The 23,233-nt window shown below is 49.6% G+C and carries 15 protein-coding genes; 4 read left to right on the top strand and 11 right to left on the bottom strand.

The features are described from left to right. Positions 1-3 precede the first annotated feature (3 nt). From ABC831_RS13630 to ABC831_RS13595, 8 genes are all read right to left on the bottom strand, one after another. A complete protein-coding gene (locus ABC831_RS13630) occupies positions 4-1,074 on the bottom strand; it encodes a glycoside hydrolase family 172 protein (RefSeq protein WP_343248657.1) in 1,071 nt (356 codons plus the stop codon). Further along, positions 1,075-3,285: a glycosyl hydrolase family 65 domain-containing protein gene (locus ABC831_RS13625; RefSeq protein WP_343248656.1), complete on the bottom strand. Its 2,211-nt coding sequence runs from the start codon at positions 3,283-3,285 to the stop codon at positions 1,075-1,077. Further along, positions 3,282-6,029 (bottom strand): glycoside hydrolase family 2 TIM barrel-domain containing protein, encoded by a 2,748-nt coding sequence (locus ABC831_RS13620; protein WP_343248655.1) that lies wholly within the window; start codon positions 6,027-6,029, stop codon positions 3,282-3,284. Before ABC831_RS13620 ends, ABC831_RS13625 begins: the two co-directional genes overlap by 4 nt. Positions 6,030-6,043: 14 nt before the next feature. Further along, positions 6,044-6,868 (bottom strand): carbohydrate ABC transporter permease, encoded by an 825-nt coding sequence (locus ABC831_RS13615; protein WP_343248654.1) that lies wholly within the window; start codon positions 6,866-6,868, stop codon positions 6,044-6,046. A gap of 11 nt (positions 6,869-6,879) precedes the next feature. Continuing rightward, positions 6,880-7,752, bottom strand: coding sequence for a carbohydrate ABC transporter permease (locus tag ABC831_RS13610; RefSeq protein WP_343248653.1), 873 nt, complete (start codon positions 7,750-7,752; stop codon positions 6,880-6,882). Between the two features lie 71 nt (positions 7,753-7,823). After that, positions 7,824-9,158, bottom strand: coding sequence for an ABC transporter substrate-binding protein (locus tag ABC831_RS13605; RefSeq protein WP_343248652.1), 1,335 nt, complete (start codon positions 9,156-9,158; stop codon positions 7,824-7,826). An 89-nt stretch (positions 9,159-9,247) separates the two neighbouring features. After that, on the bottom strand, positions 9,248-10,885 hold the full coding sequence (locus ABC831_RS13600; RefSeq protein ID WP_343248651.1) for a response regulator: 1,638 nt from the start codon (positions 10,883-10,885) through the stop codon (positions 9,248-9,250). Next, positions 10,882-12,597 carry a sensor histidine kinase gene (locus ABC831_RS13595; RefSeq protein ID WP_343248650.1) on the bottom strand — a complete coding sequence of 572 codons (1,716 nt, stop codon included), beginning with the start codon at positions 12,595-12,597 and terminating at the stop codon, positions 10,882-10,884. The genes ABC831_RS13600 and ABC831_RS13595 overlap by 4 nt, the downstream gene beginning before the upstream one ends. Positions 12,598-12,822: 225 nt before the next feature. On the opposite strand from ABC831_RS13595, the gene ABC831_RS13590 reads away from it, so the two are divergent. Next, on the top strand, positions 12,823-14,220 hold the full coding sequence (locus tag ABC831_RS13590; RefSeq protein WP_343248649.1) for a DUF4474 domain-containing protein: 1,398 nt from the start codon (positions 12,823-12,825) through the stop codon (positions 14,218-14,220). 99 nt (positions 14,221-14,319) lie between these two features. Here the strand turns inward: ABC831_RS13590 and ABC831_RS13585 are convergent, their stop codons facing one another. From ABC831_RS13585 to ABC831_RS13575, 3 genes are all read right to left on the bottom strand, one after another. Beyond that, on the bottom strand, positions 14,320-15,483 hold the full coding sequence (locus ABC831_RS13585) for a sugar ABC transporter substrate-binding protein (RefSeq protein ID WP_343248648.1): 1,164 nt from the start codon (positions 15,481-15,483) through the stop codon (positions 14,320-14,322). A gap of 83 nt (positions 15,484-15,566) precedes the next feature. After that, positions 15,567-16,742: a sugar ABC transporter permease gene (locus ABC831_RS13580; protein WP_343248647.1), complete on the bottom strand. Its 1,176-nt coding sequence runs from the start codon at positions 16,740-16,742 to the stop codon at positions 15,567-15,569. Continuing rightward, on the bottom strand, positions 16,739-18,262 hold the full coding sequence (locus tag ABC831_RS13575; RefSeq protein ID WP_343248646.1) for a xylose ABC transporter ATP-binding protein: 1,524 nt from the start codon (positions 18,260-18,262) through the stop codon (positions 16,739-16,741). The genes ABC831_RS13580 and ABC831_RS13575 overlap by 4 nt, the downstream gene beginning before the upstream one ends. Before the next feature lie 467 nt (positions 18,263-18,729). Between ABC831_RS13575 and ABC831_RS13570 the strand changes: the two genes are divergently transcribed. Genes ABC831_RS13570 through ABC831_RS13560 form a run of 3 tightly spaced genes read left to right on the top strand, consistent with a single transcriptional unit; the run spans position 18,730 to position 23,213 of the window. After that, positions 18,730-19,974: a helix-turn-helix transcriptional regulator gene (locus tag ABC831_RS13570; RefSeq protein ID WP_343248645.1), complete on the top strand. Its 1,245-nt coding sequence runs from the start codon at positions 18,730-18,732 to the stop codon at positions 19,972-19,974. Beyond that, a complete protein-coding gene (locus tag ABC831_RS13565; protein ID WP_343248644.1) occupies positions 19,964-20,905 on the top strand; it encodes a glycyl-radical enzyme activating protein in 942 nt (313 codons plus the stop codon). The genes ABC831_RS13570 and ABC831_RS13565 overlap by 11 nt, the downstream gene beginning before the upstream one ends. Before the next feature lie 37 nt (positions 20,906-20,942). Further along, complete coding sequence (locus ABC831_RS13560) at positions 20,943-23,213, top strand: pyruvate formate lyase family protein (protein WP_343248643.1); 2,271 nt, start codon at positions 20,943-20,945, stop codon at positions 23,211-23,213. The last annotated feature ends 20 nt before the right edge of the window (positions 23,214-23,233 follow it).

Raw genomic sequence — 23,233 nt, 5'->3', positions numbered from 1 at the left:
CTCCTAATTTACTTCCAACCCGTTCCGGTCTGGAAGCGGCTGAAAAGTCTGATGTGGTTCCGTCTGGTACCAGTAAGCTACAGTGGCAATATCATCCTGCAGCGGCAGGAACCGGTTGTCACTCCTCCATCCCAGTGCCTGCATGGTCACACGAAGCTCTTCCTCAAAATAGATGGGATCCGGAATATGGAAACGGTACATGCCGAACCGGGTATTCGCCCGGTACAGCCCGTCAGGCTTTATCACCTGGGGAAGCCCCTGGTACAGGCTGCTGAAGCTGCCGTACTCTCCTGCCGGCTGCTCAAAATTCCAGGCCCCCCCGAAATAATCCTCCGTGCCGGTCCCGCAGATCGTGGGGAATTCGGTATCGTGGTCCAGGTAAAATTTCACTTCCCCTTCCCCCCACCACCGGTTACTGTTCACCTGCCAGGCCGCGTAGGTTCCCACATACTGTCCTTTTCCGCGGATTCCGTCGATGATCGTATAGGGTACCTGATACTTTACCGGATTCTCCCGCCGGTATGACGCGTGAAAGTATGCCGCCCGGCCACTCACCGCCTCCAGCAGATAATCGATCTGGTAGAAGAAGATTCTCTTCTCCGCCCCTATGTTTTCCACCGTAATTCTGGCCCCCTGCCGAAACGGCATAGGGAAATAGCAGTTATAACCGCCCGCCGGATTCACGCTGATCGGAGCCGAAGAAATATTCGCCCGCTCACACCAGCCATTGCAGAAGAAATCACCCAGCGGCACTTCCACCGAGGGGGTCTTTTCACCATCCCAGTACATCCGAAGGATCAAAGACCTGACGCTCTGCTCATATGCGGTCATCCATATATGGGTGATTTTACCGCTCTCAGGAATAGACGCGATCTCATATACTTCTCCCGCTTCAATTTCCACATAAGGCCTGACCTTCCAGCCCGTGCCCAGTTCTCTGGCCGGATGGTCCGTATCCCCTTCGGCGATCTTCGCCATGGCGCCCATGCCTTTCCCTCCCGTTGGATTCTCCGCTGTGATCGAACGGGATCTGGCACCGGATAGTTCAAATATATGGTTCATCGGATCAAACATTTATCCTTCCTCCTTTGTCACCGTAACCTGGTCAGCCGTTACCTCCACCTGATACCGCCGGCCTTTCAGGCAGAGGGCAAACCGGATGGCGTGTATATGTTCCGGGAGAGCCGGACGGAACACAGGCTGTCCATCCTCCCCCTGTCCGGAAAACCCGGCCAGTCCGCAGACCACTGCCTGCCAGAGTCCTCCCGCGTTTGCTATATGGATGCCTTCTGCCGCCCCGCGCTGCGCCAGATCGATCTCCATGCTTTTCTGCAAAAATTCATAGCTGCGCCGCGCATCCTTCACGCCTGCGTGAACCAGCGCGTGGATCACATAGGAAAGGGAGGAATCATGTGTCGTAAGCTTCTCATAGTATTCCAGGCAGTTCTTTTTGGTCTCCTCATCGAACGCATCCGGAAACAGGCTGAACAAGCTCACGGTATCCGCCTGTTTTAAAGCTTTGCTCCGGTAATTTTTCTCCTGGGATATAAAATGTCCGAACGGCTTGCTGCGGTCCTTCCAGACTTTGTCAAAGTCCACGTCCGCGAACTGGTCAAAATTCTGGCACTGCCAGATAAAATGAGCATCCTCGTCATATAAAAATACCAGACCATCACGTACTTTCTGAAATTCTTCCATCTCCGGTACCGTCACGCCCAGTTCCTTCCTCCGCTCTTCCCCGGCCATTTCGAGGGTTTTCAAAGTCTGATCCAGCGAAAATTTCACCATATAGTTGGTATAGGCATTGTCATTGGTAAAGGCCAGATATTCATCGGGGCCCATCACTCCCAGCAGATGGCAGGTATCTTTCGTCCAGTCTGCCCTGGCGCACCAGTATCTTGCGGTTTCCACCATCATTTCCAGTCCCTCATTCAGCAGGAACCCGGTATCTCCCGTGGCCTGGCAGTAATGCCACAGGCCATAAATCACATCTGCGGTTACATGTACTTCCAAATCCCCATACTGCCAGTTCGAGCATTGTTCCAGGCCTGACTGGCAGCATTCCCATGGATATCTGGCCCCGGCATATCCATACCGGGCGGCATTCTCTCTGGCACCATCCAGCATCCGGTACCGGAATTCTACCAAAGCCCTGGCTTTTTCAGGCGCAGTGTAAAGATAGAACGGCAAAAGGTAAACTTCCGTATCCCAGAAATAGTGGCCGAAATATGCCTCTCCTGCGAAGCCTTTCGCATCGACCGCGGCCCGGGAGGACCAGGGAAAAGCGCGGAGCAGATGATAGATACTGAATCTCAGGCTTTCCTGCAGCCGCTGATCCCCAACGATCTGTACGTCCGATTCGCTCCACCGTTCTGCCCAGATCTTCTCATGGGCTTCCAGTGTCAGCCGTTCCGCGTCCAGTTCAAGCGCCACCATGCGTTCCCGCAGACGGAGCAGATCCCCGAAGGGCCCTGATACCCCCATCGGATCAGTATCATCGCTCCAATCCAGGCTGGTCACGATCACACTGTATTTGTAAAAGACAAACGGTTCCCCTTTTTTCAAACGAAGTTTCCATATCTCCCGCAGCCTCTGTTCCGTGCGGGAGCTCTCTTCCTTATAATAATCTCCGTCCTCAAATTTGCAGAAGCATTTCATACAGACCATCTGTCCGCTGTCCAGCGTAACTTCCGCCCAAAGCCCCTCCTGGTGAAAGAGTTTCGTGTCCGTGAAATGACTGTACCCATTCGTGGTGACCGACGCGTCTACGAAGCTTTCCACCCTGATCTCCATATCCTGACGGGCTGTCAGCCCGATTCTCTGAATGATATAATGCGGGTTCTGAAGACTCGCATATCTTGTGTACTCCGCTTCCAGAGATCCGGCTGCAGTATTCCAAACAAAATGTCTTGTCAATAACCCGTTTTTCAAATTCAGGGATTGCGTAAAATCCGAATAGGATGAGAGGCCCATATCGAATCGTTCCTCGTCCTGATAAAGCTGGATACCGACCGGATACGGCAGATTAACAATTTCCTCCCCTAAAATCGGATGGTTCCCATAGATACCCGGGACATAAACACCCCATTTGCTGACCGGATTCCTGGCTTCTTCCAGCGTCACATTCGCAGGCAGGCGCCAGTAATGTTCCTCTTGCGAAGCGCCCGACAGATCCTCCTCAAAGGAGGCCCGCATCTGAATATAGCCGTTGCCCTGGGCCCATGCTCCTTCGTAATATTTATTCTTTTCGGCGTTCCATTTTCCCTTTCTCGTTAATAGCGTCATACCGTTACCCTTTCCCGCAGATATTCCAGCATACCATTCAGCAGCCATACCGCCAGCGGATTCGAAGCGAAATCTGCCGGCTGGCTTCCCTGTCCGCCGTCAAGCTGAAGCGTAGTAGCCAGGATACGGCGGTTGTTTTTCTGATACTCCACCAGATAATCATGGACCTCATAGGTTCTGGCGTCATATCTTCGGATCAGACTTTTGTAAGTACCCGCGTAGCTTTCCATTTCCTTCTTGTCAAAAGCGCGGTCTGTGGAGATTCCAAAGAATTGGAGGGCAGCGTACCCCTTATGCTTCAGCCGGTCTGTGACCGGATGGGGGAAAATACGTTTTACTCCTTCCCGGTAAAAGGGAACATACCGGACCGGTATCCCGCCTTCTCCTTTCACACAGACAATCATCGGAACCCCTTTCGGGAGACAGTCTGACACTTCCTCATCCTGACGGGTAGTCAGCAGGATGTCCCCCGCACGGAGTTTCCGGATATCGCGCATATCCTTGATTCTCTCTACTGTAAAAAAGTTTTCTATACCGCTGAAGCTGCCGGAATCATCCAGCAGATACAGGGGTTGAATATTTTGTACTCTGGGGTAACTCCACACTTCCCAGCTGTTCGAATAGCTAAAATCATCTCCGGATACTTCTGCCTCCAGCGTGTACAGCATCGGGCAAACCAGTTCCGGAAGCCGAACCGCCAGCTGCAACAGCTGTGCTGTCTCATTCCGCCTGATCCGGCAGCTTTCTGCCTGTTCAAGGATCAGCCTGTCCCCGCTTCTTAAGCGTAACCGGACAAAGCCTTCCAGCTCCCTGTTGCTGCGGTTGGAGATTACCAGCCGCCCCTTGATACTGCTTCCTGCATAATAATTAAATGGATCTGCATTCCGAAACCGGTCTCCCCCGTGTTCCCAGATTCTGCCCAGGTCTTTTTGCAGCGCGATTACCACGTCACCGTTGATCCTCTTCATAATCCGGGCATCGCATTTACTGTTCCCTTCCCCGTCAAAGATACCGGAGGTGGTAAGTGGGACATCCCGGATCGTAGTAATGTTATATCCTTTGATTTCCGGGAAACTCCTGGTCATCTCCAGCAGATATTTCCTGGTGTCCATCATCTGCCTTCTGCTCAATTCCTCAAGCCCGCCGATTTCATCTGACACACCATAGGATTCCAGGATTTCCCTCTGGCGGTATACGGGCTGATCGGAACCGAAGCCCTTATGGACTTTCCGCAGCAGATTCTTCCGCTCGCTGGGATTCGTCCACCAGACAGCTTCATACTTCGTTCCTGCCACCGGCCGGAAGGTGTCGGCATCGTTGTATTCCCCGAAAAGCCAGGGCTTCTTCTTCCGATAACCGGCTGTGAATTCATGCAGCAGCGCATCAAACCTGGGCAGCTCCGGATAAAAATGATAATCATAGATATCCGAATCCGCACCGCAGACTCCGTCAAAGCACTCACCGGAACCGCTGTTGTCACACAGGATCATCTGTGGTTCCCGTTCTTTTACCATCCGGTAGAGGTCGTTCAAGACGGTTTCCGGCACTGTCGCATCCAGTTCACAGCCAAGACTTACGACGCAGACGGTGGGATACCGCATAAAATCATCCAGCATCTTCGGATATTGGCGGTAAATCCGGCTGCTGAGACATTCATTGGCAAAAGGCAGCCACAGCGGCAGTTCCTGCCACGTCACGATTCCCAGCTCATCGCAAAGCTCATAGTAACAGGCCGGAGGAAAATACAGGCAGTGTTTCACGGTATTAAATCCCAGTTCTTTCAGACTTAACAGTTCTTCCTTCACTTCATCGTATGTGGGGGCCGGCAGCATCCGGTCCGGATAACATCCCCAGTGCAGGGCTCCCCGCATATAGAACGGATTTCCATTGAGCAGAATTTCTCCGTCCTCGATACGGATGTCCCGGAACCCTCCCGTAAACACGCGTGTGTCGCACGCCACTGTCTTGTAATATAGGGTCACCGTGCACCGGTACACATTTGGCTGATCCGGCGACCAGGGTCTTACATCTGTGACGGGAACCCGCATTTTATTTTGGCAGGGCATTCGGACTACACTCTTACTGCGATCCGGGTTTTCTACCACGGTTTCCACGGACCAGTCGGCGGATTCCTGCCTCCTGTCATCAGCATCCATCCCGCAGTGCTTTGCCATCGCACAATTCTCCATGTCAAATGCCGCTTCCGGCTCAATCCCACGGTTCTCCATGCTGAAAGCCGCTTCCAGCTCAATCGCGCGGTTCTCCATACTGAATACCGGAACCAGCCTGTCAAATGCGCCGTATTCCCGCACTTCCAGGGATACCCCTTTCCAGATTCCGCCGAAGGGCAGCATAATATCCGGGATGAATCCAAACAGAACCGACCGGAAAAAATACGGGCTGTTTTTGTCAAAATCCGGCTTCATAACCCGGACTTCCAGTACATTTTCCCCTGTCTGGACGGTCTGAGCCGCTTCTATTGCAAAGGAATCCCAGATCCCCTCATGTTCCCCTATCTTCCGCCCGTTCAGGGTCACCTCACAGGAATAGCTGACTCCCTCAAAGACCAGGCGGTACGTGTTGACCGGGCTTATCTCTCCCAGCAAAAAACATTTCCGGAACAGGAAGGGACCGTAAAAATCCCTGTTTTCCATAATCGTTTCCACCGCGCAGGGGATCTGAATTTCCTGAATCCTGTTGTCATACTCTACGCTCCATGCGCCGTTTAAATCAATCGTCTGCATACTTCTCCTCCCTCCTATCCTTTGATACCGGCCGATACATTACTATTCAGAATCTGCTTCTGTCCCAGGAAGAACGCGATCATGGTGGGCAGCGTCATCAGCACGGTGATCGCCATGATAGACGTATAATCTGTGGTATAAGCGCCCTTAAAGAGGGATAATCCGATGGGCAGCGTAAATTTGTCGGAATCCGAGATGTACACCAGGGGCCCCAGATAATCGTTCCAGACCACGATCATATACATGATGGCGGACAGGGCCAGCTGGGGCTTCATCAGCGGCAGAAAGATCCGGGTAAAGATCTGGCGGTAATTCGCTCCGTCTATAATGGCGGATTCTTCGAAGTCCCTGGGAATCCCCCGCAGGAACTGCCTCATCAGGAATATATAGAACGCTCCCCCGAACCAGGCCGGCACGATCAGAGGCTTTAGCGTATCCAGCCAGTGGAACGCATTGTATTCCATGTAGAGCGGAATCACCAGAACATCCCACGGGATCATCATGGTTGACAGCATCAGTATGAAAAAGAAACCTTTGCCTTTAAAATCAAATCTCGCAAAACCATAGGCCACCAGCGCGCTGGAAAGGGTCATCCCGATCACCGCCAGCACGGTTACGACCAGCGAGTTTATGAGATACCTGGTAAACGGCTGGGCATTCCAGGCTTCTTTAAAATTTTCCAGATGGAATTCCGACGGGATAAAGCGGATCGGATACTGGCCCAGTTCCGCCGGATTCCGAACAGCCGTCAGCAATGCCCAGATTAACGGGAATAAAAATACGACTGCCAGCAGAATCAATATTACATAGACACCTGTTTTTTTTATTTTCGTCTCCATTTCCACTCCCCCTACACTTCGTAATACGTCCATTTTTTAGAAATGAACAGCACGGCGACGGTCAAAGCCAGCACAACCAGGAACATTACCCAGGCATTGGACGCAGCGTATCCCAACTGGAATTTTTTAAAAGCGTTCTCGTATACATAGAGGGAATATATGTATGTGGACTTGCTGGGGCCTCCGGCAGTCAGGTTCATCACCACGGTCAGCTGCTGGAACGAAGCGATGATCGCCATAATCAGGTTATAGACGATGGTGGGACTGATTAACGGCAGCGTAATCCTGGTAAATTTCTTCCATCCGCTGGCCCCGTCGATCATAGCCGCCTCCGTCACCGAAACAGGAATCTCTTTTAACCCGGTCAGGAATACTAACATCATGGAGCCCTGGGCCCAGATGGTAGTCAGGACCACCGCCCACATAGCGGCATCCGGGCTTCGAAGCCAGGGCACGGAAGGAAGCCCGACCGCATTTAACAGCTGGTTCATAATCCCATTGTCCTTCAGAATCCAGGACCAGATCAGCGCCAGCGCCACACCGGAGATGATCGTCGGGATGTAGAATACCGTTTTGAAGAACCCGGCCCCCTTTTTGATCACATTGACCAGGGCGGCCAGCAAGAGCGCAATACCCACATTGATGGGTACCAGCATGGCCGCATATTTGAACGTGACGCCCAGGGAATGATAGAAATTCGAATCCTGGAACATTTTCAGGTAGTTGGCGATTCCGATGAACTCCCGGGTCCCTGTGATTTTCCAGTCAAACAGGCTCATGAACAGGGAAAAGGCCAGCGGGAACAGGGTAAATACCAGGAATCCCACGATCCACGGAGAGATGAACAGATATGGTATGATTTTTTTCTTTCCTTTTAACTTCATAATATATATTTCCCCTTTATAAAAGGGCTGCCGTATCTGTCTTAGATACGACAACCCTCTGTCAAGTTTCGTTATTGGATAATGGCTTCCACCTTGGTCTGTACTTCATCCAGAACTGCGGCTACATCCGCATCTTCCTGAGCGAAGATCGCTTCCAGTCCGGCATCAATCTCGGAGTTCACTTCCGGCCATTGAGCGGATTTTACAAGAGAAGGTCTCTTGGCTTCAGAGCGCTCCAGCATCGTATAGAACGGCGCCATCTGAGGGTCATCCAGTAAACCGGTGTCTTTGGCGACAGATTCGCGGACCGGCATTTCGATTTCGCACAGAGTTTTTACTGATTCATAGTTGGTGTAATATTTGATAAATTCCCAGGCTGCATCCTGATTCTTGGAGCCGTTAGTCACGGACAGGAAGGAGGCGTGAACCACGCTCATGCTCTCTCCGCCCTCGAATTTGGGCATCGTGGTGATCCCTAAGTTGATTCCGGCGTCATTTATGGCGGAGACGAACCATTTACCCATCTCGCCGAATGCGTAATTCCCGGAACCCATCGCCTGGCCGAAATCATCATTTCTGTTTCCGGTATAGGCTATTTTATCTTTGTAGATCATATCGTGTAAAAACTGCAGTGTCTCCTTGTTGGCCTCGCTGTTGATCACAGGCTTACCGGAATCATCAAGCCACTCCCCGCCGTTGGACCAGAGCATGGATTCTAACGCATAGGGGTCTGGGTTGTAGTAGAAGTATAAACCGGTGGCCCCGTCTTTTGTGGTGGCCGCTGCCGCCGCTTTGAGATCCTCCATCGTCCAGTCTTCGCTGATGGTAACTCCTGCCGCATCCGTTAAGTCTTTGTTATAATAGATGGCTCTGGTGGAGAATCCGATCGGCATACCGTAGATATTTCCGTTCATGTCCGCGTAGTTGAATAAGGTCGCGTAGAAGTCGTCCTTGTCCTCCAGGCTGTCGATCTTATCCTGCAGTGGTACCAGGCTTTCGTAGTACGCCGGGAAATTCCACATTTTCACGATGTCCGGCGCGTTGTCAGAACCGATGGCCGCCGCCAGTTTCTGATCAAATGCCGTTCCGTAGGTCTCTAACTTCACCTCGATCTGGTCCTGGGATTCGTTAAATGCTTTTACGATCTGTTCCTGCACGGTAACGGCCGGTCCGGAGTCACCGGTGGCATACCTAAGCTGTATTTTCTCTCCTCCCGCTTTTGCGGTTTCCTGGACCGCGGTATCACCTGCCGCTTCCGGCTGTTTTTCTTCTTTCGGGCTGCCGCAGCCTGCCAGCGCTCCGGCTAACAGCATAACCCCCATTCCCAGGGCGGTCAGCCTTTTCCATTTTCCTGTGCTTTTTTTGCATCCCTGATTGTCCGACGGACGATTCCAACTGTTTTTCATACTTCTATTCCTTCCCTTCTTGTGTACTTGTTGATCTTATTATAAAAAAACGGAGCCTCTTTGCAGACTCCATTTTTTTAATAAATACACTACTTTTTTAATATCTGTTCTTCGTAGTCGGACGGTGTGCACCCGGTCTGCTGTTTAAATACCTTAAAAAAGTAGTTGTATTGGTTGTATCCCACCCTGGAATAGATCTCTTTTATTTTATATTCCTGGGCCGCGATGAGCTGTTTTGCCTTTTCAATCCGTATCCGGTTCAGGTATTCTGTAAAATTACAACCGGTATCTTCCCGGAAGATCTTACTTAGATAGGCGTAGTGGATTCCCAGCTCCTCGGCCACATCCTGCTGGGAAATAGGTTCCATATAGTGCTGATGGATATACCGGACGGCCTTTGCCGTGTATTTCGAATAATTCTCATCAAGGGCCTGGCTCTGTCTCGCAGCCCGCAGGACAATATCCCCATAAAAATCCATCAGGACTTCCTTGATCTCATCCACCGTCTCCGTCTTTTTGATCTTCTGGTACAGCACCGGAAAGCTCTGATCCGGCGCCGGTTCTCCCAGTTGTTTTTCCTTAATAACGGAATAGCCCAGATTCAGCAGCTCCACGATGGACAGTTCAACGATCCGTATCGGCAGTTTTATTTCTTTATAATGCTCAAACAGGCTGTTCAGATCTTCCCTGTAGCTTTCATCCGCCTCCGCCAGCTTTTTCAGGATCTGGTCCCGGTCGAATCCAGCGGAGCTGTCTGTGGTCCCTGATAATTTTCTGGCCCCGCCGGTTCCCTGGTCATAGCCGCTGTAGACCTGGCCCTTGCCCTCAAAAAATTTGTTTTCCAGCATTTTCAGGCACTTGTGGTAGGATCTGACCAGATCCTCCATGGAGCTGCACGCACTGCCCATCCCGACGGACACCTGGATATTCATCAGTTTCTGAATATTCTCATTGAGCCGTTTCGCGTATTCCTGGGTTCTGGACAGGATATAGAGCTGGCTCTTCACATCCGTAAAAGACAGGATGATGGCATAGCGTCCCTCCTGTATGGACAGGATCTCCTTTTCCGGCGCTTTTTGGACCACCTTTTCCATGATATCCCACAGGGCGTTCAGGAAGATCCGTTTGTCCTCTTCTCCAAAACGTTCCGTCACAGTCTGGTAATCATCGATCTCACAGACCAGAACGGAAGCGCTGCTCAAGTCAAAGGGTATCCCATGTCTCCGGAATTTGTCCGCAGCTTCCTTTGCCCCCGTCTCCCCCCGCAGAAGCTTAGTAAAGATCTTACTTCTTAACGCCTCCCTGCTTTCCTGGAGGATTTCCCTGGAATCCTGCCTGTTTTCCTCTGAGCGTTTCTGACGGATCTTCCCGCAGGCCTGCAGCAGGGCCTGGGTCAGAGTTTCCTCGGTAAGCATATGTTTCAGGATATAGTCCAGGCTGCCCTCTTTGAAGCTCTCTTTGACATAATCAAAGTCCTTATAACTGCTGATGGCGATCACCTGGATCGCCGGATTCAGCTCCCTGGCCCGGCGGATCAGCTCGATCCCGTCAATCTTCGGCATCCGCATATCCGTCAGCAGGATATCCGTCCTATGCTTCCGGATATGAGAAAGGGCGTCCTCCGGCTGGGTATATTCGCCGGACACCTTTGTATTTTTCAGATTAATCAGGCTTTTTAATTTCGTCAGCGCCAGAACATCATCGTCCACGATTACTATATTTATCACTCTTCCCACTCCTTATAGGGGATCCTTACCTTGACCACAGTAGATACACCGACGGTACTCTCCACCTCAATGCCGTACTCATCCCCGAAATGGATCTTAATGCGCTGATCCGTGTTGGACAGGCCGATTCCGTTGAACGTGGAAATCCTGCTGGTATCAAATCCCTGCCCGTTATCTATCACATCTATTTCAATGATCTCATCGATGCGGGCCGCTTTGATGTAGATCAACCCTTCTTCACTGTCATCATTTTCTTCAATCCCGTGAATGATGGCATTTTCCACAATGGGCTGGATCATAAATTTCAGAATCCTGGCATTCTCAAGTCCCGGCTCAATGTCCATATAACAGGAAACCGGCAGAACGGATTTGTATTTATATATTTCCAGATAATCGTTGATATAATCCAGCTCGGTCTGTAGGGTTACATAGTCGTTTCCGTTCTCCATGCTCACGTGGAGCAGGTCCATCAGTGCGTTCACCAGACGCTCGACATTGGTAACCCGCTGCACGTAGCACAGGTTCTTGATGGTATTCAGGGTGTTAAACAGGAAATGCATATTAATCTGTCCCTGGAGGGAACGGATCTCCAGCGCTGTCTTTTCTTTTTCTTTGGTTTTGATATCTTCCATCAGCTGACGGATATCCCCGGTCATCAGATTGAACGCCTCCGCCACCTTTCCGAACTCGTCCCGGCTGTTCAGCTCTACCTTCGTATCCAGAGTCCCCCCGCTGAAGTTCTGCAGGGCTGTGGTCAGGGAATCCACATTACGGCTGATCCACCTGGAAAGGATACTGATGACACAGAGCATGATTCCCATCATCAGCAGTGTGATAACAAAAATATTCTGGAATTTGCTCCGGATATCGGACAACAGGTTATCCATAGGGATGGCAATCGTGATCGCGATCTCGTCCGCGAACAGCTGCTGGCTCATCGCCAGCCACTCACTGTTATCCCCGTCTCTTATGATCCGGTGGCTGTCCTCCCTGTCCTTTTCGATATCATCAAACTGCGCGGACATCTCCGGGCTTTTCTCCACAGCCGCGTAACCGGAGGAAGTGTAGAGATAGGAATCCCCCTTGGTACGCACCCGGATCGCTGTGCTGCCGGGAAATACATCATCGAAAATATCATTGATATCCGTGCGGTTCAGGTTCACCAGGCAGAAACCAATCCGTTTACCATAGTAAAGGATGTTCCGGTACAGCATGATATCTTCCGGGGAATAGCTGGAATCTCCATGGGCAAATACCAGCACATCCGATGAGTCCGGGGGCAGCATTTCATCCAGCCTGTTTTCTTTTACAAATGCATAGTCGAACTTGTTGCCACGATAGACCAGATCTCCCTTGAAATTACCGATGGCGATGGACTGGATCACCGTATTGTTCACATAGATACTGTTGATGTTTTCATCCAGCTTATTCCGGGCCTGATTGTTCAGGTATTCATTTTCCCAGCGGTTATGGATATAGCGGTCTACCGTACTGTTATTATAGGTAAGGGTTCTGGTCTGGCTGCTGATATTTTTTAAGAGGCTTTCCAGCTCCCTTGCTCTCTCATCTAACAGTACGTTCATGGACTGGAACATGGTCTCCACCACCATGGATCTGGAATTCGTGTACCAGATGGCGGAGGTGATCGTCACGGCGATCGCAAGGATTGCGCAGAGGACCAGCATTAGTTTGTATTTGAATTTTATATACATCTCTTATTTTCCTCAGATAGGGGACTTTTATTCCGCTTTGTCCCTTCGACGGTTATCGACATTATAGCACAATTTGTTTCGGTGCGTATAGTGGGGATTAGCCCCTCTGCCTGCCAGATCAGACCAGCTGCCTGTCAGGCCGTGAAATCCAGCGATTTTTAAACATTTATTCACAGGCTGTCACGAACCTAATACAATATAATAAAAAGAAAGTTAGGAAGCTCTATGACAACTGTAATAATAGTAATTTCGTGTATTTTGCTGGCGCTCATCCTTATCTTTGGGATCGTATGGCTGATACGGACCAGACATTTCCGCCCTAATCCCAACAAAACGCAGCAGCAAAACGCGTTAAACAACGATCTGAAAGATTCCGGGTTTGCCTATCACCTACAGGATGACTACTTTTACTCACGTATGGACTGCTGGCAGAGAGAAGTCGGGTACTGCCGGCTATACGATGAAGGCGCACCCTTTTTTAATATGATATTCGATGCGGAACCGATCACTTTTTCATACGGCGGAAAACGATGGCTGATCGAACTGTGGAAAGGCCAATACGGCATCACCACAGGCGCAGAAATCGGAATATACAATACCTCTCTTCAGGATCTGGACACCGAACGGTTCCAGGGTACTTTCTATGAGAACATCCAGGACAGTGAATTTCTGCCTCTCTCCTTCGTCCTGCGCAGGAAGGGACGCGTGCTGTTAAGAAGGGAGGCCACGCACTGGTGGCTGACAGCCTTTAAACTGGGCCAGTTTTCTAAACTAAGAACGCTGACTATGGACGCCTCGATCGAATTCCCCAACGCCCAAATGTGTTCCTCGTTTGTCGGCGGCCTGATCGAAACCGGCTACCGGAGACGAGAATACAAGGTAAGAGGAAACCGGGTGGATATCCGGTTTACCAGGCCCCATTCCGACCAGCCCGCCTCCCGGAATAAACTCCAGGCCGGTACCGTACAAAAGGTGAATAAAAGCAACTGCAGACTATACAAAAAAGTTACCGCCAGATACAGCGACACACTGGATAAGCTTGAGTACCTGAAAACCGCGATGCCGGAGGTATATGATCTGTTTGTAAATTCGCTCTATGCCAAGGGTGTCTATGCGGCCTTCGACTGGATCCGGGATATCATCTATCCCCCTCATCCCGCGCCTCCGGTACCGCCTAAGCCTCCGGTACCTCCGCTGCCGCCGCGCCCGCCTGTACCTCCGCTGCCGCCGGTGCCTCCCTGCCCGCCTAAGCCTCCGTGTCCGCCTGAACCACCGTGCCCGCCTAAGCCTCCCTGTCCGCCGGTACCTCCCTGCCCGCCTAAGCCTCCCTGCCCGATCGTCCCTCCGTGTTCGGGCATACCTTCGTGTCCGGCATGCCCTACACGTCCGGCCAGTTCTATATGTCCGACCATGCCTGCGTGCCCTCCGGCATGTCCGACCAGGTCCGGGACTCCATCGGAACAGGATTTCCCTTCAGATTCCCGGTGTATGCGGAGTCGTTCTGATGTTTTTCACTCTGGTGAGCAAACATTCAATTATGCATCTGAATGTGCGCATGGGGACCGTTGCCGCGGAATAATAACCGAAAGGCCGGAAGATGCTCAAAAAACAGATATAGAATAATCAATTTAACGCATCTGAAAAGGCCACTGAACCGGGAACGTATCATGTATTCCTGGTTCAGTGGCCTTTTCCATATAAATAGCAGTGGTTACGCTTCGTTTATTCCGCTATCTCTGCGTATATCTCATCCTTGGTATAGAAACCTCCGTCAATAATAAGTTCATCGATGTTTTCCGTGGTGACCGTCAGAAAAGGTGCCTTGAAGGAGGGGACATCCATGTAACCATTATTAAATGTATAGTCCGGGTCCAGTGTTTCCCCTTTGGCCAGCTTGATGGCGATCTCTACCGCCTGGGAGCAAAACATGTCACTGCTCTTAAAAGCGGTTGCTGACATTTTCCCCTGGGCGATCAGCTGAAGGGCTTTTAGTTCCCCGTCGTGGCCGGTTACCACGACTTGTTTATCCAAACCTGCATCCTCCAGGGCCTGAACAACCCCGTATGCCATACCATCGTTGGCACACAGGACGGCACTGAGATCATTGTCCGTCATGGCCAGGGCATTTTCCACCATAGCCATTGCGGTTTCCGCCTTCCAGCCAACAACATTTTGTTCCAGGACGATCTCAATGTCTCCTTTTTCAACCAGCGGTGTGACATGGCTGAGCATTCCGTCCTGCAGTTCATTCGTATCCGGAGCCTGGGCAAGATCCCCACCCACGATGACATAATTTCCGGTAGGTTTTTTCTCCACTGCGTAGGCAGAGTTCGCTTCTGTCATTTCGAAGAAATCATAAGTGATCATAGCATCCAGCGGGCAGTTCAGAGCATTTCGGACGAATGCCACGACCGGTATCCCTGCCTCATGAACCTCTGTCAGCACGGGGCCGAGGGAACTGTTGTCCACAGGGCCCACGATCAGAACATCGATACCCTGGGTGATCAGATTCTGGATCTGGGAGATCTGACGATCTACGTCCAGGTTTGCCTGCTGGGTGATAATCTCACAACCGGCATCCCTGGCATACTTCTCTACATTTGCCGTGTCCTTGACCCAGATCTCCTCCTGCGCAGTCGGTACGGACCAGCCTATGGTAATACCGTTACCGTCAATCTGTCCTGTGGAGCCTTCTGCGCTGATGGATTTGTCTGTCTGCTGTGAATCATCCGCTGCAGCTGATCCGGGTGTGGCAGGCACGGGCGAAGCGGCCGGCGTTGAAGCCGCCGACGCCTCTTTTTCCGCAGTATCTCCACATGCGCTCAAACCTGTCAGCAGTGTCAGTCCCAGCAGCAGGGCCAAACTTTTCTTGAGATTCTTTCTCATTTCATTTCCTCCTCTGTTGATTATTTGTCGCGTTGCAATTTATAATCTGCCGGTACGGCATAATTATCTGAAGAAACGCCCCCCTATTTCTCCCGCTTGCTGGCCACATCCACGGCTACAGCAAAGAGTAAAACCAGAGCTTTTACAATATATTGCGAGGTGGCGGGAAGGTTCATAAGGCTCATGCCATTATCGATCCCCGCCATCAGGATCGTTCCGATCACCGCCCCGGGTATGGTTCCAACGCCCCCCAGTGTACTGGTCCCGCCGACGATACAGCCGGTAATGGCACTGAATTCAAAGTTCGTGCCGGCGACAGCAGTGGCCTGTCCCACTCTGCCCAGGAAGGTAATACTGGCCAGCGAGGCAATAAAACCCATGGCAATGAAAATCATCATATTTGTCTTTTCTATATTGACACCGGACAGTTTGGCTGCATCCTTATTCCCTCCGATCGCGTATACATTCCGTCCGAAACGGGTATTCTGTGACAGGAAGAAAAACAGCGCCGCCATCAGGATCAGCAGGATGACCGCATATGGAATTCCTTTGTAGGAAACCAGGATATAGGTCAAAATGCCGATCATTAGAAAGACCAGGATAGTTTTAAGAACCACATTCCTGGCCGGAGGAACTTCCAGCTGGAATTTTATATTTGCCTTCCTCTGATTCAGCACAGTAACCAGATATACTATGCCCAACAGTAACGCAAACAGAATACTTGCGTCGTTCCAGGCCGCATCTTTGAAAAAGAGCTGTGGCAGCACATCCCGCCCCATTTTTGAAAATCCTTCACTCATAGGACCGATCGATGCCCCGTTCGTGATCCACAAAGTCCCGCCCTTGAACAGTAATTGTCCGGACAGGGTAACGATAAATGCCGGTATATGCCGGTATGCAACCCAATACCCCTGCCAGCAGTAGATTAGTATTCCCATGACAATCGTGGCTAAAATCACTGCGATCGCAGGCCATTGAAGCTTAACTTCCAACATCGCGGCAAATGCTCCCAGGAACCCCACGACCGAACCCACGGACAGATCGATATGTCCGGCAACCATAATCAGTGTCATCCCGATACCCAGAAGGGAATACGTGCAGCTTTGTACCAACAGATTCGAAAGATTCCGGCTGGACATAAAAAGTCCATTGGTCAGAACCTGGAACACGATAAATATGACCAGCATTTCAATGATGATCATAAATTTTGTGATATTATTTTTTGTAATTATCCTGAAATACTCTTTCACTTTTCTCATAAGTCCTGCCTCCCTGCGGCCAGGGTCAATATCTTTTCCTGTGTCGCTTCCCGGCTATCCAGTTCACCAGTGATTCTGCCCTGACTCATTACATAGATCCGGTCGCTCATTCCCATCACCTCGGGCAATTCTGAGGAAATAAGGATGACACACACTCCCTGCTCCACCAGTTTATTCATAATTTCATAGATCTCAAACTTGGCCCCTACATCGATCCCTTTGGTAGGTTCGTCCAGGATCAGTATCTGTGGCTGTGTCAGCAGCCATTTTGCCAATACCACTTTCTGCTGGTTGCCGCCACTTAAGCTTCCTGCCTTTTGTGCCATGGATGCTGCCTTGATCCGCAGTTCCTTTTTATACCGATTGGTCTCATAGATCTCCTTTGCGTTATTGATCACTCCGAATCTGCTGACGGTCTTCAGCGCCGCTAGTGTCATATTCGTCTTTAGATCGTTGATCAGCACCAGGCCATATCTTTTTCTATCTTCTGACAAATAGCTGAATCCTTCTCTGATGGCATCCGACGGCCGGCTTATTTTCACTTCTTTGTCTCCGATCCGTATGATGCCGGTACCTTTGACCGCAAAAGCCCCGAACAGGCTCATGGCAAACTCCGTTCGTCCCGCTCCCACAAGTCCGGCGATTCCTAAGATTTCCCCCTTCCTTGCCTTCAGGCTGACATGGTCGATCAGGTATCTCTCCGGATTATCCGGATCCTGTACACACCAATCTGAAATTTCCAGTACCACATCACCCGGTTCCCGTTGTTTTTTCGGAAATCTTTGGGTGAGTTCACGCCCGACCATGTGATAAATCATCTTAGCCTCATCATATTCGAAGATCGGTGCTGAACAGATCGTCTGGCCATCCCTCAGGATCGTCACGGTATCTGCTATAGAAAAAACCTCTTTTAACTTATGGGATATGTAGATACAGGTCACTCCCTTGGCTTTCAGTTCTTTCAGCAGATCCAGCAGATCTTGTGTGTTCTTCTCGGACAGGGCTGAGGTCGGTTCATCCAGTATAAGTATTTCCGCCTTTTTATGAAGGGCTTTGGCAATCTCGATCAGCTGTTGTTTCCCCACTCCCAATTCCTGAACCAGCGTTGTGGGAGATATGTCCAGTTTCACTTCCTTCAACAATTCTCCTGCGATTTTATACTGCTCACTCCATTTGATCCTCCCATGAGAGATATGTTCACTGCCCAGGAACAGATTTTCACAGATATTCATAGTTTTCACCATGTTCAATTCCTGATGAATAATCGCAATCCCACAGTTCTCGGCATCCTTTATGGTACTGAAATGCTGTTCCTTCCCATTCACAATCAGCTGACCTTTATAGGTTCCTCTGTAGTAGACGCCGCTTAAGATTTTCATCAGTGTGGACTTTCCCGCACCGTTTTCTCCTACAAGAGCATGGATCTCGCCCCGCCTTACGCGAAAGTTCACATGATCCAGCGCTTTTACACCGGAAAACTCTTTGACGATATCCCGCATCTCTAAAATGTAATCTTCCATAAAAGCCTCCTCACTGTGCATATTTATTTTTTATTAAAGTTCTAATTTCAATTTTTGAAATTAAATTCTATGTTGCAGATCCATTTTTTAAATTATATATCATCATTTTTACCATTACCATGGATTTTTTTGCCATTTTCATACATTTATGACAAAATAGTCCAATTTTTTAAAATAATTTAAGATATATTGTACAACTTTTTAGGTTTATTTTATTTTCTTTTTGTTTTATTTATAGAAATTTCCTTTTATATATTTACTTATATTGTCTATTATGCATATAATGAATTTGTTTAAAAATGCATTTACAGCAGTTCAACGCTTTAATTTTTATGAATATACCATATCGCAACTCGTTCAGATATCTTTATAAAAATAGAAAATGATTTTTTATTTCAAATAATAAAATTATATTTCTTCTTTCCAGACACATTGAATAATTTAAGCCTGATGACAAGGAGGACACCATGGAAAAAGGTACCTATTCAACCGTACAAACAACTGCATCCGGCCATCGATCGGGAAAAGAGATCACTCAGTTTCTAAAAAATATTCTGATTTCTTCCTGTCTGTATGAAATAGATACCAGAGAATTGGTGCGGGCCTGTGAATCTTTATTATCCTGGCCAGATAAAGGTTACGTATTGCTTATAAAGTTTGAACTGACGAAAGCTGCTGCTAACAATGAACATTCCTGTTCAAGTGAAAATTTCACCCGGCTCTTGTCAGCCATTACTGCTGCCCATGATTGCGCCATTATAAGAAAATCCAACGGTCAGTTTGTAACTTACATCCCTTCTTCAGATCCTGACCTCTCATCCATACATAAGACTGCTGCTGCGATTGCCTCTCAGGCATATGAATTGGGCTATCAACTCCTGATCGGTATCAGCGGCCTGTGTACCCTTAAGGATGACATAAACCTGGCTTATGAACATGCGAAGGAAGCTCTCCTGGGAACAGATTTAAATACCCCGGTCATACAATATCAAAATAAAAACATTCAACCTTCCTCCGTACAGGAATATCCTCTATTCACAGAACAGCAATTGTACCAGGCATTTGTACGAATGGATACCCAGAGGTGCTTTGAGGAATTCGATGCGATCTTCGACTGGTACCGCCTGCAATCCGGTTCGGATCCGCTTCCGGTCCAGGCCGCCATGATTGAACTTCTCACGGTATGCCTGTTTCTCAAGTATCAGGTCACTGAGCCTGCCCGCACATTCTCCGGCCATATCAGCAGGAACCGTTTCCCAATACTCACAGTGCGGGACCCGGAAAAACTGCGCGATCTGTGCAAAAAATATTTACTGGGGGATATCACAATTTTAAAGCAGCATGCTTCGACCTCAGATGATTCCATCGCGCTGGCCAGAGAATATATCAAAGAGCACTATGCAGAACCACTGACTCTTAAGACCGTAGCCCGGACCGCTCATATCAGTCCCTATTATTTCAGCAAACTGTTCAAGCAGTTTACCGGCGTCAACTTCGTCAATTATCTGACCGATGTCCGCCTGGACAAGGCGAAAGAAATGCTGCAGGCAAATGAGCTGTCTATTAAGGATATCTGTTATGCGGTAGGTTATAAAGATCCCGGCTATTTTTGCCGGATCTTTAAAAAAACCGTAGGCGTTACCCCGAAAGAATACCGCTTAGTTTTTTCTGAGATGGTTGTGACACAGGGAGGTACCACTGATGCAACCTAAATTGAAAAAAGTTTCACCCGAACATGCGCTGATTTTCGACGTCCAGCGTTTTTCCGTGCATGATGGCCCTGGGATCAGAACGAATGTGTTCTTCAAAGGGTGCCCTCTTCGTTGCCGTTGGTGTCAGAATCCGGAAAGTCAGCATTGCCGGACAGAAATATTATATTATGAAGAACAATGCATTCATTGCCACAGTTGTGTACGCATCTGTCCCAAGCATGCGATCACCCCGATTCAGGGACACCTTCACATAGATCCAAAACGCTGCGATTCCTGCGGATTGTGCTGCCGTGTCTGCTGTACTATGGCCTTGACATCCTGTGGCCGTCTGACTTCACAGACAGAACTGTTAGATCTTGTCATGAGAGATCTGCCCTTCTATCAAAACAGCCAGGGAGGTGTCACCCTGACCGGCGGAGAACCTCTAAATCAGCCGGAATTCGTCTGCTCCTTTCTTGAGACTCTCCATGAGGAGCGGATCCATACCGCCATCGAGACCTGCGGTTATTGCAAAGCGGAGACATTCCAAAGGGCCGTGTCACTGGCAGACCTGATCCTATATGACGTGAAGCTTTTGTCCTCAGCGGCCCACCTCGATATGACGGGCAGAGACAACCGGCTGATACTTCATAATTTACAGACACTGGCCGATTTATCCCGTCCTTTTATCCTTCGTTTACCGCTGATTCCTGGTATCAACGATACCTATGAGAACCTATATGGAACGATGTCGCTGGCTCAAAAATACCGGCCGCTTGAGATCCATATTCTTCCATTTCATCAGGCCGGCAGCAGCAAATGGAAGGCACTGGGAAGGTCTTACCCTTTTGCTTTTCATCCTCTTCCCACACAGGCAGCTATCAGGGAAGCCTGCAGGATTCTGGGGGGATCCGGTATTCCGGTAAGTATAGGAGGTGGAGGTAACCAGTAAGTAACTTACAGATCAATGAATCTCTGGAGGTGATTTTATGAACCGTATGGAAAAAATTAAGAAACGGCTTTTTGAGGTGGAATACCACACAAAAAAAGTCTGGTGGGGCGAAAACGAGACTATACTGACAGACCCTCAGATATGCCGAAAGCCCCTGATCGTCCGCAAAGCCCTTGCCATATCGCATACACTCAGACATATGCCCATAGAGCTTAAAGAGGACGAATTGATCGTGGGAATCGCTAACATGTCCTCGATCGGATTTGGCCGGGTCTTTACCCATTATGCTCTCCCTGAGGAATTGAAAGAGGCAGCACTGTCTGGATTCGATGAACATTCGGTGTGGGGACATCACCCGCCGGATTATGATAAGGTATTGCGTTTGGGCCTTTGCGGTATCCGCCGCGAGGTACGGGAATATCAGGCCCGTAATCTAACGGATGAACGTAAATCGGCTTTTTATGAAGCCGTCCTGATCTGTCTGGATTCTGTAGCCGCACTGGCCGGCCGGTACGCCGTTTTAGCCCGCCAGGCCGCTGACGACGCCGAAGATTCCAACAGGCGGGATGAATTACATCACATTGCAGATATCTGCTCAAGGGTACCCGAAAACCCGGCAAAGACACTGCAGGAAGCATTGCAAAGCTTTTGGTTTGTATATATTTCATTGCAGAGTACCCTGGAATTTGTCCCGATCGGCCGGGCAGATCAATTTCTATATCCTTATTATCAGGCGGATATCCGCAGTGGTCAGTTGACGTCCGCAAAGACCGATGAACTAATCTGCAGCTGGCTGGCCAAATTCAGTGAGAGGGTCCAGACCAATTCTGCCGATTGGGAAAATCACATGACAGATCTGGCCTGGAGTGATGGCGGGTCGCCGGAGATCTCAATGCTGTATCATCCCCATACGGATGAATCCTATAACTTCGGCATTTCTGCCAACCACTGGCTGGCTAACATGATACTGGGCGGCCTGGACGAACATGGGAACGATGCCGTCAATGACCTTACCTATCGTATTCTGAATTGGTGGAACTATCTGGAAGTGGTCGCCCCTGTTATGTCCGTGCGGTTAAACCGCCATACACCAGACCGTCTGTTTGATACAATCTCGGACATCCTGCGGAAAGGATCCAGTGAACCGGCGATCTATAACGATGAAGTCATAATTCCCGGATTAGTGGAGATGGGGTTACCCCTGAAGGAAGCACGCTGTTATTCCAATGATGGCTGTTGGGAAACTCTGGTTCCAGGTAAAACCAACTTTTCTCTGGTAAACCTGGAGCTCCTGCAGCTGCTGGAATATGTATTCTTCCGCGGAAGGAGTCTTGTCCGGGGAGGTCAGGAATCTATCGATACCGGGGATCCCCTTTCCTTTTTTGATTTCCGGCAATTTTATCAAGCATTCCTGGAACAGATGCGATATCAGATGAAAAAACTTCTGGACAACAAGCTTATCTACTACAAAGCCAGATCGCGTATCTCCCCATCTCCGCTTTTGTCCGCCATGATGGAGGACTGTATCCCGAGGGGCTGCGATCTTACTGAGGGGGGCTGCAGGTATAATGAATACTGTTATGTTCTGACCGGCCTGGCCAACTGTGTGGATTCCCTGGCTGCTGTCAAAAAACTGGTCTATGAGGACGGTGTGATTTTAATGGAGGACCTGATACATGCTCTTTTTACGGATTTTCATGGACAGGAATACCTTCGACAGCTGTTGTTGAACCATGCCCCGAAGTTTGGCAACGATGAGTCCTATGCGGACGATCTGGCCGCCCAACTCTTAAGGGATGCAGATCAGTCGCTCAGGGGTTTGAAGGCGCATGTTACCAATCATCCATTTCTTCTGAACCTGGCCATCGGAACCTTTGAAAATTACGGAAAATACGGATATCAGGTGGGCGCATCCTCCGATGGGAGAAAGGCGCATGACGCCCTGAGTTCCAACTATTCACCTGCATTAGGTGTGAAGTTGAGCGGGCCTACCGCAGTCATCCATTCGATCACCCATCCTGATCTGCTGCCTTACGCCACCGGCTGCCCTCTCGATCTCCAGATCAACGCCAATGAAGTAGCAGGCCAAGCCGGTATAAAAAGAATGGAAGGAATCATTCGTTCCTTCCTGGATCTCGGTGGAGTCATTTTAACCGTCACAGGAATCAGTGAGGAGACTCTGCGGGATGCGCAGGAAAATCCTGATTCCCATCGGAATCTGCGGGTCCGGCTGGGTGGTTTCTCCGCCTACTTTACAACGCTTACCAGAGAACAGCAGGATGTGATCATCCGTCGGGCCCGACTTTAAAAATCAAAAGGAGGATAAAT

Origin of the sequence: Diplocloster hominis (assembly GCF_032380655.1) — a bacterium.
Classification (GTDB): Bacteria; Bacillota; Clostridia; order Lachnospirales; family Lachnospiraceae; genus Diplocloster; species Diplocloster hominis.
This window is presented reverse-complemented; position numbering and strand designations above follow the sequence as displayed.

Coding starts and splice junctions, on each gene's coding strand:
- ABC831_RS13590 (WP_343248649.1), top strand. CDS start 12,823: ATGACAACTGTAATAATAGTAATTTCGTGTATTTTGCTGGCGCTCATC.
- ABC831_RS13630 (WP_343248657.1), bottom strand. CDS start 1,074: ATGTTTGATCCGATGAACCATATATTTGAACTATCCGGTGCCAGATCC.
- ABC831_RS13615 (WP_343248654.1), bottom strand. CDS start 6,868: ATGGAGACGAAAATAAAAAAAACAGGTGTCTATGTAATATTGATTCTG.
- ABC831_RS13605 (WP_343248652.1), bottom strand. CDS start 9,158: ATGAAAAACAGTTGGAATCGTCCGTCGGACAATCAGGGATGCAAAAAA.
- ABC831_RS13565 (WP_343248644.1), top strand. CDS start 19,964: ATGCAACCTAAATTGAAAAAAGTTTCACCCGAACATGCGCTGATTTTC.
- ABC831_RS13585 (WP_343248648.1), bottom strand. CDS start 15,483: ATGAGAAAGAATCTCAAGAAAAGTTTGGCCCTGCTGCTGGGACTGACA.
- ABC831_RS13595 (WP_343248650.1), bottom strand. CDS start 12,597: ATGTATATAAAATTCAAATACAAACTAATGCTGGTCCTCTGCGCAATC.
- ABC831_RS13570 (WP_343248645.1), top strand. CDS start 18,730: ATGGAAAAAGGTACCTATTCAACCGTACAAACAACTGCATCCGGCCAT.
- ABC831_RS13620 (WP_343248655.1), bottom strand. CDS start 6,029: ATGCAGACGATTGATTTAAACGGCGCATGGAGCGTAGAGTATGACAAC.
- ABC831_RS13625 (WP_343248656.1), bottom strand. CDS start 3,285: ATGACGCTATTAACGAGAAAGGGAAAATGGAACGCCGAAAAGAATAAA.
- ABC831_RS13575 (WP_343248646.1), bottom strand. CDS start 18,262: ATGGAAGATTACATTTTAGAGATGCGGGATATCGTCAAAGAGTTTTCC.
- ABC831_RS13610 (WP_343248653.1), bottom strand. CDS start 7,752: ATGAAGTTAAAAGGAAAGAAAAAAATCATACCATATCTGTTCATCTCT.
- ABC831_RS13560 (WP_343248643.1), top strand. CDS start 20,943: ATGAACCGTATGGAAAAAATTAAGAAACGGCTTTTTGAGGTGGAATAC.
- ABC831_RS13580 (WP_343248647.1), bottom strand. CDS start 16,742: ATGAGAAAAGTGAAAGAGTATTTCAGGATAATTACAAAAAATAATATC.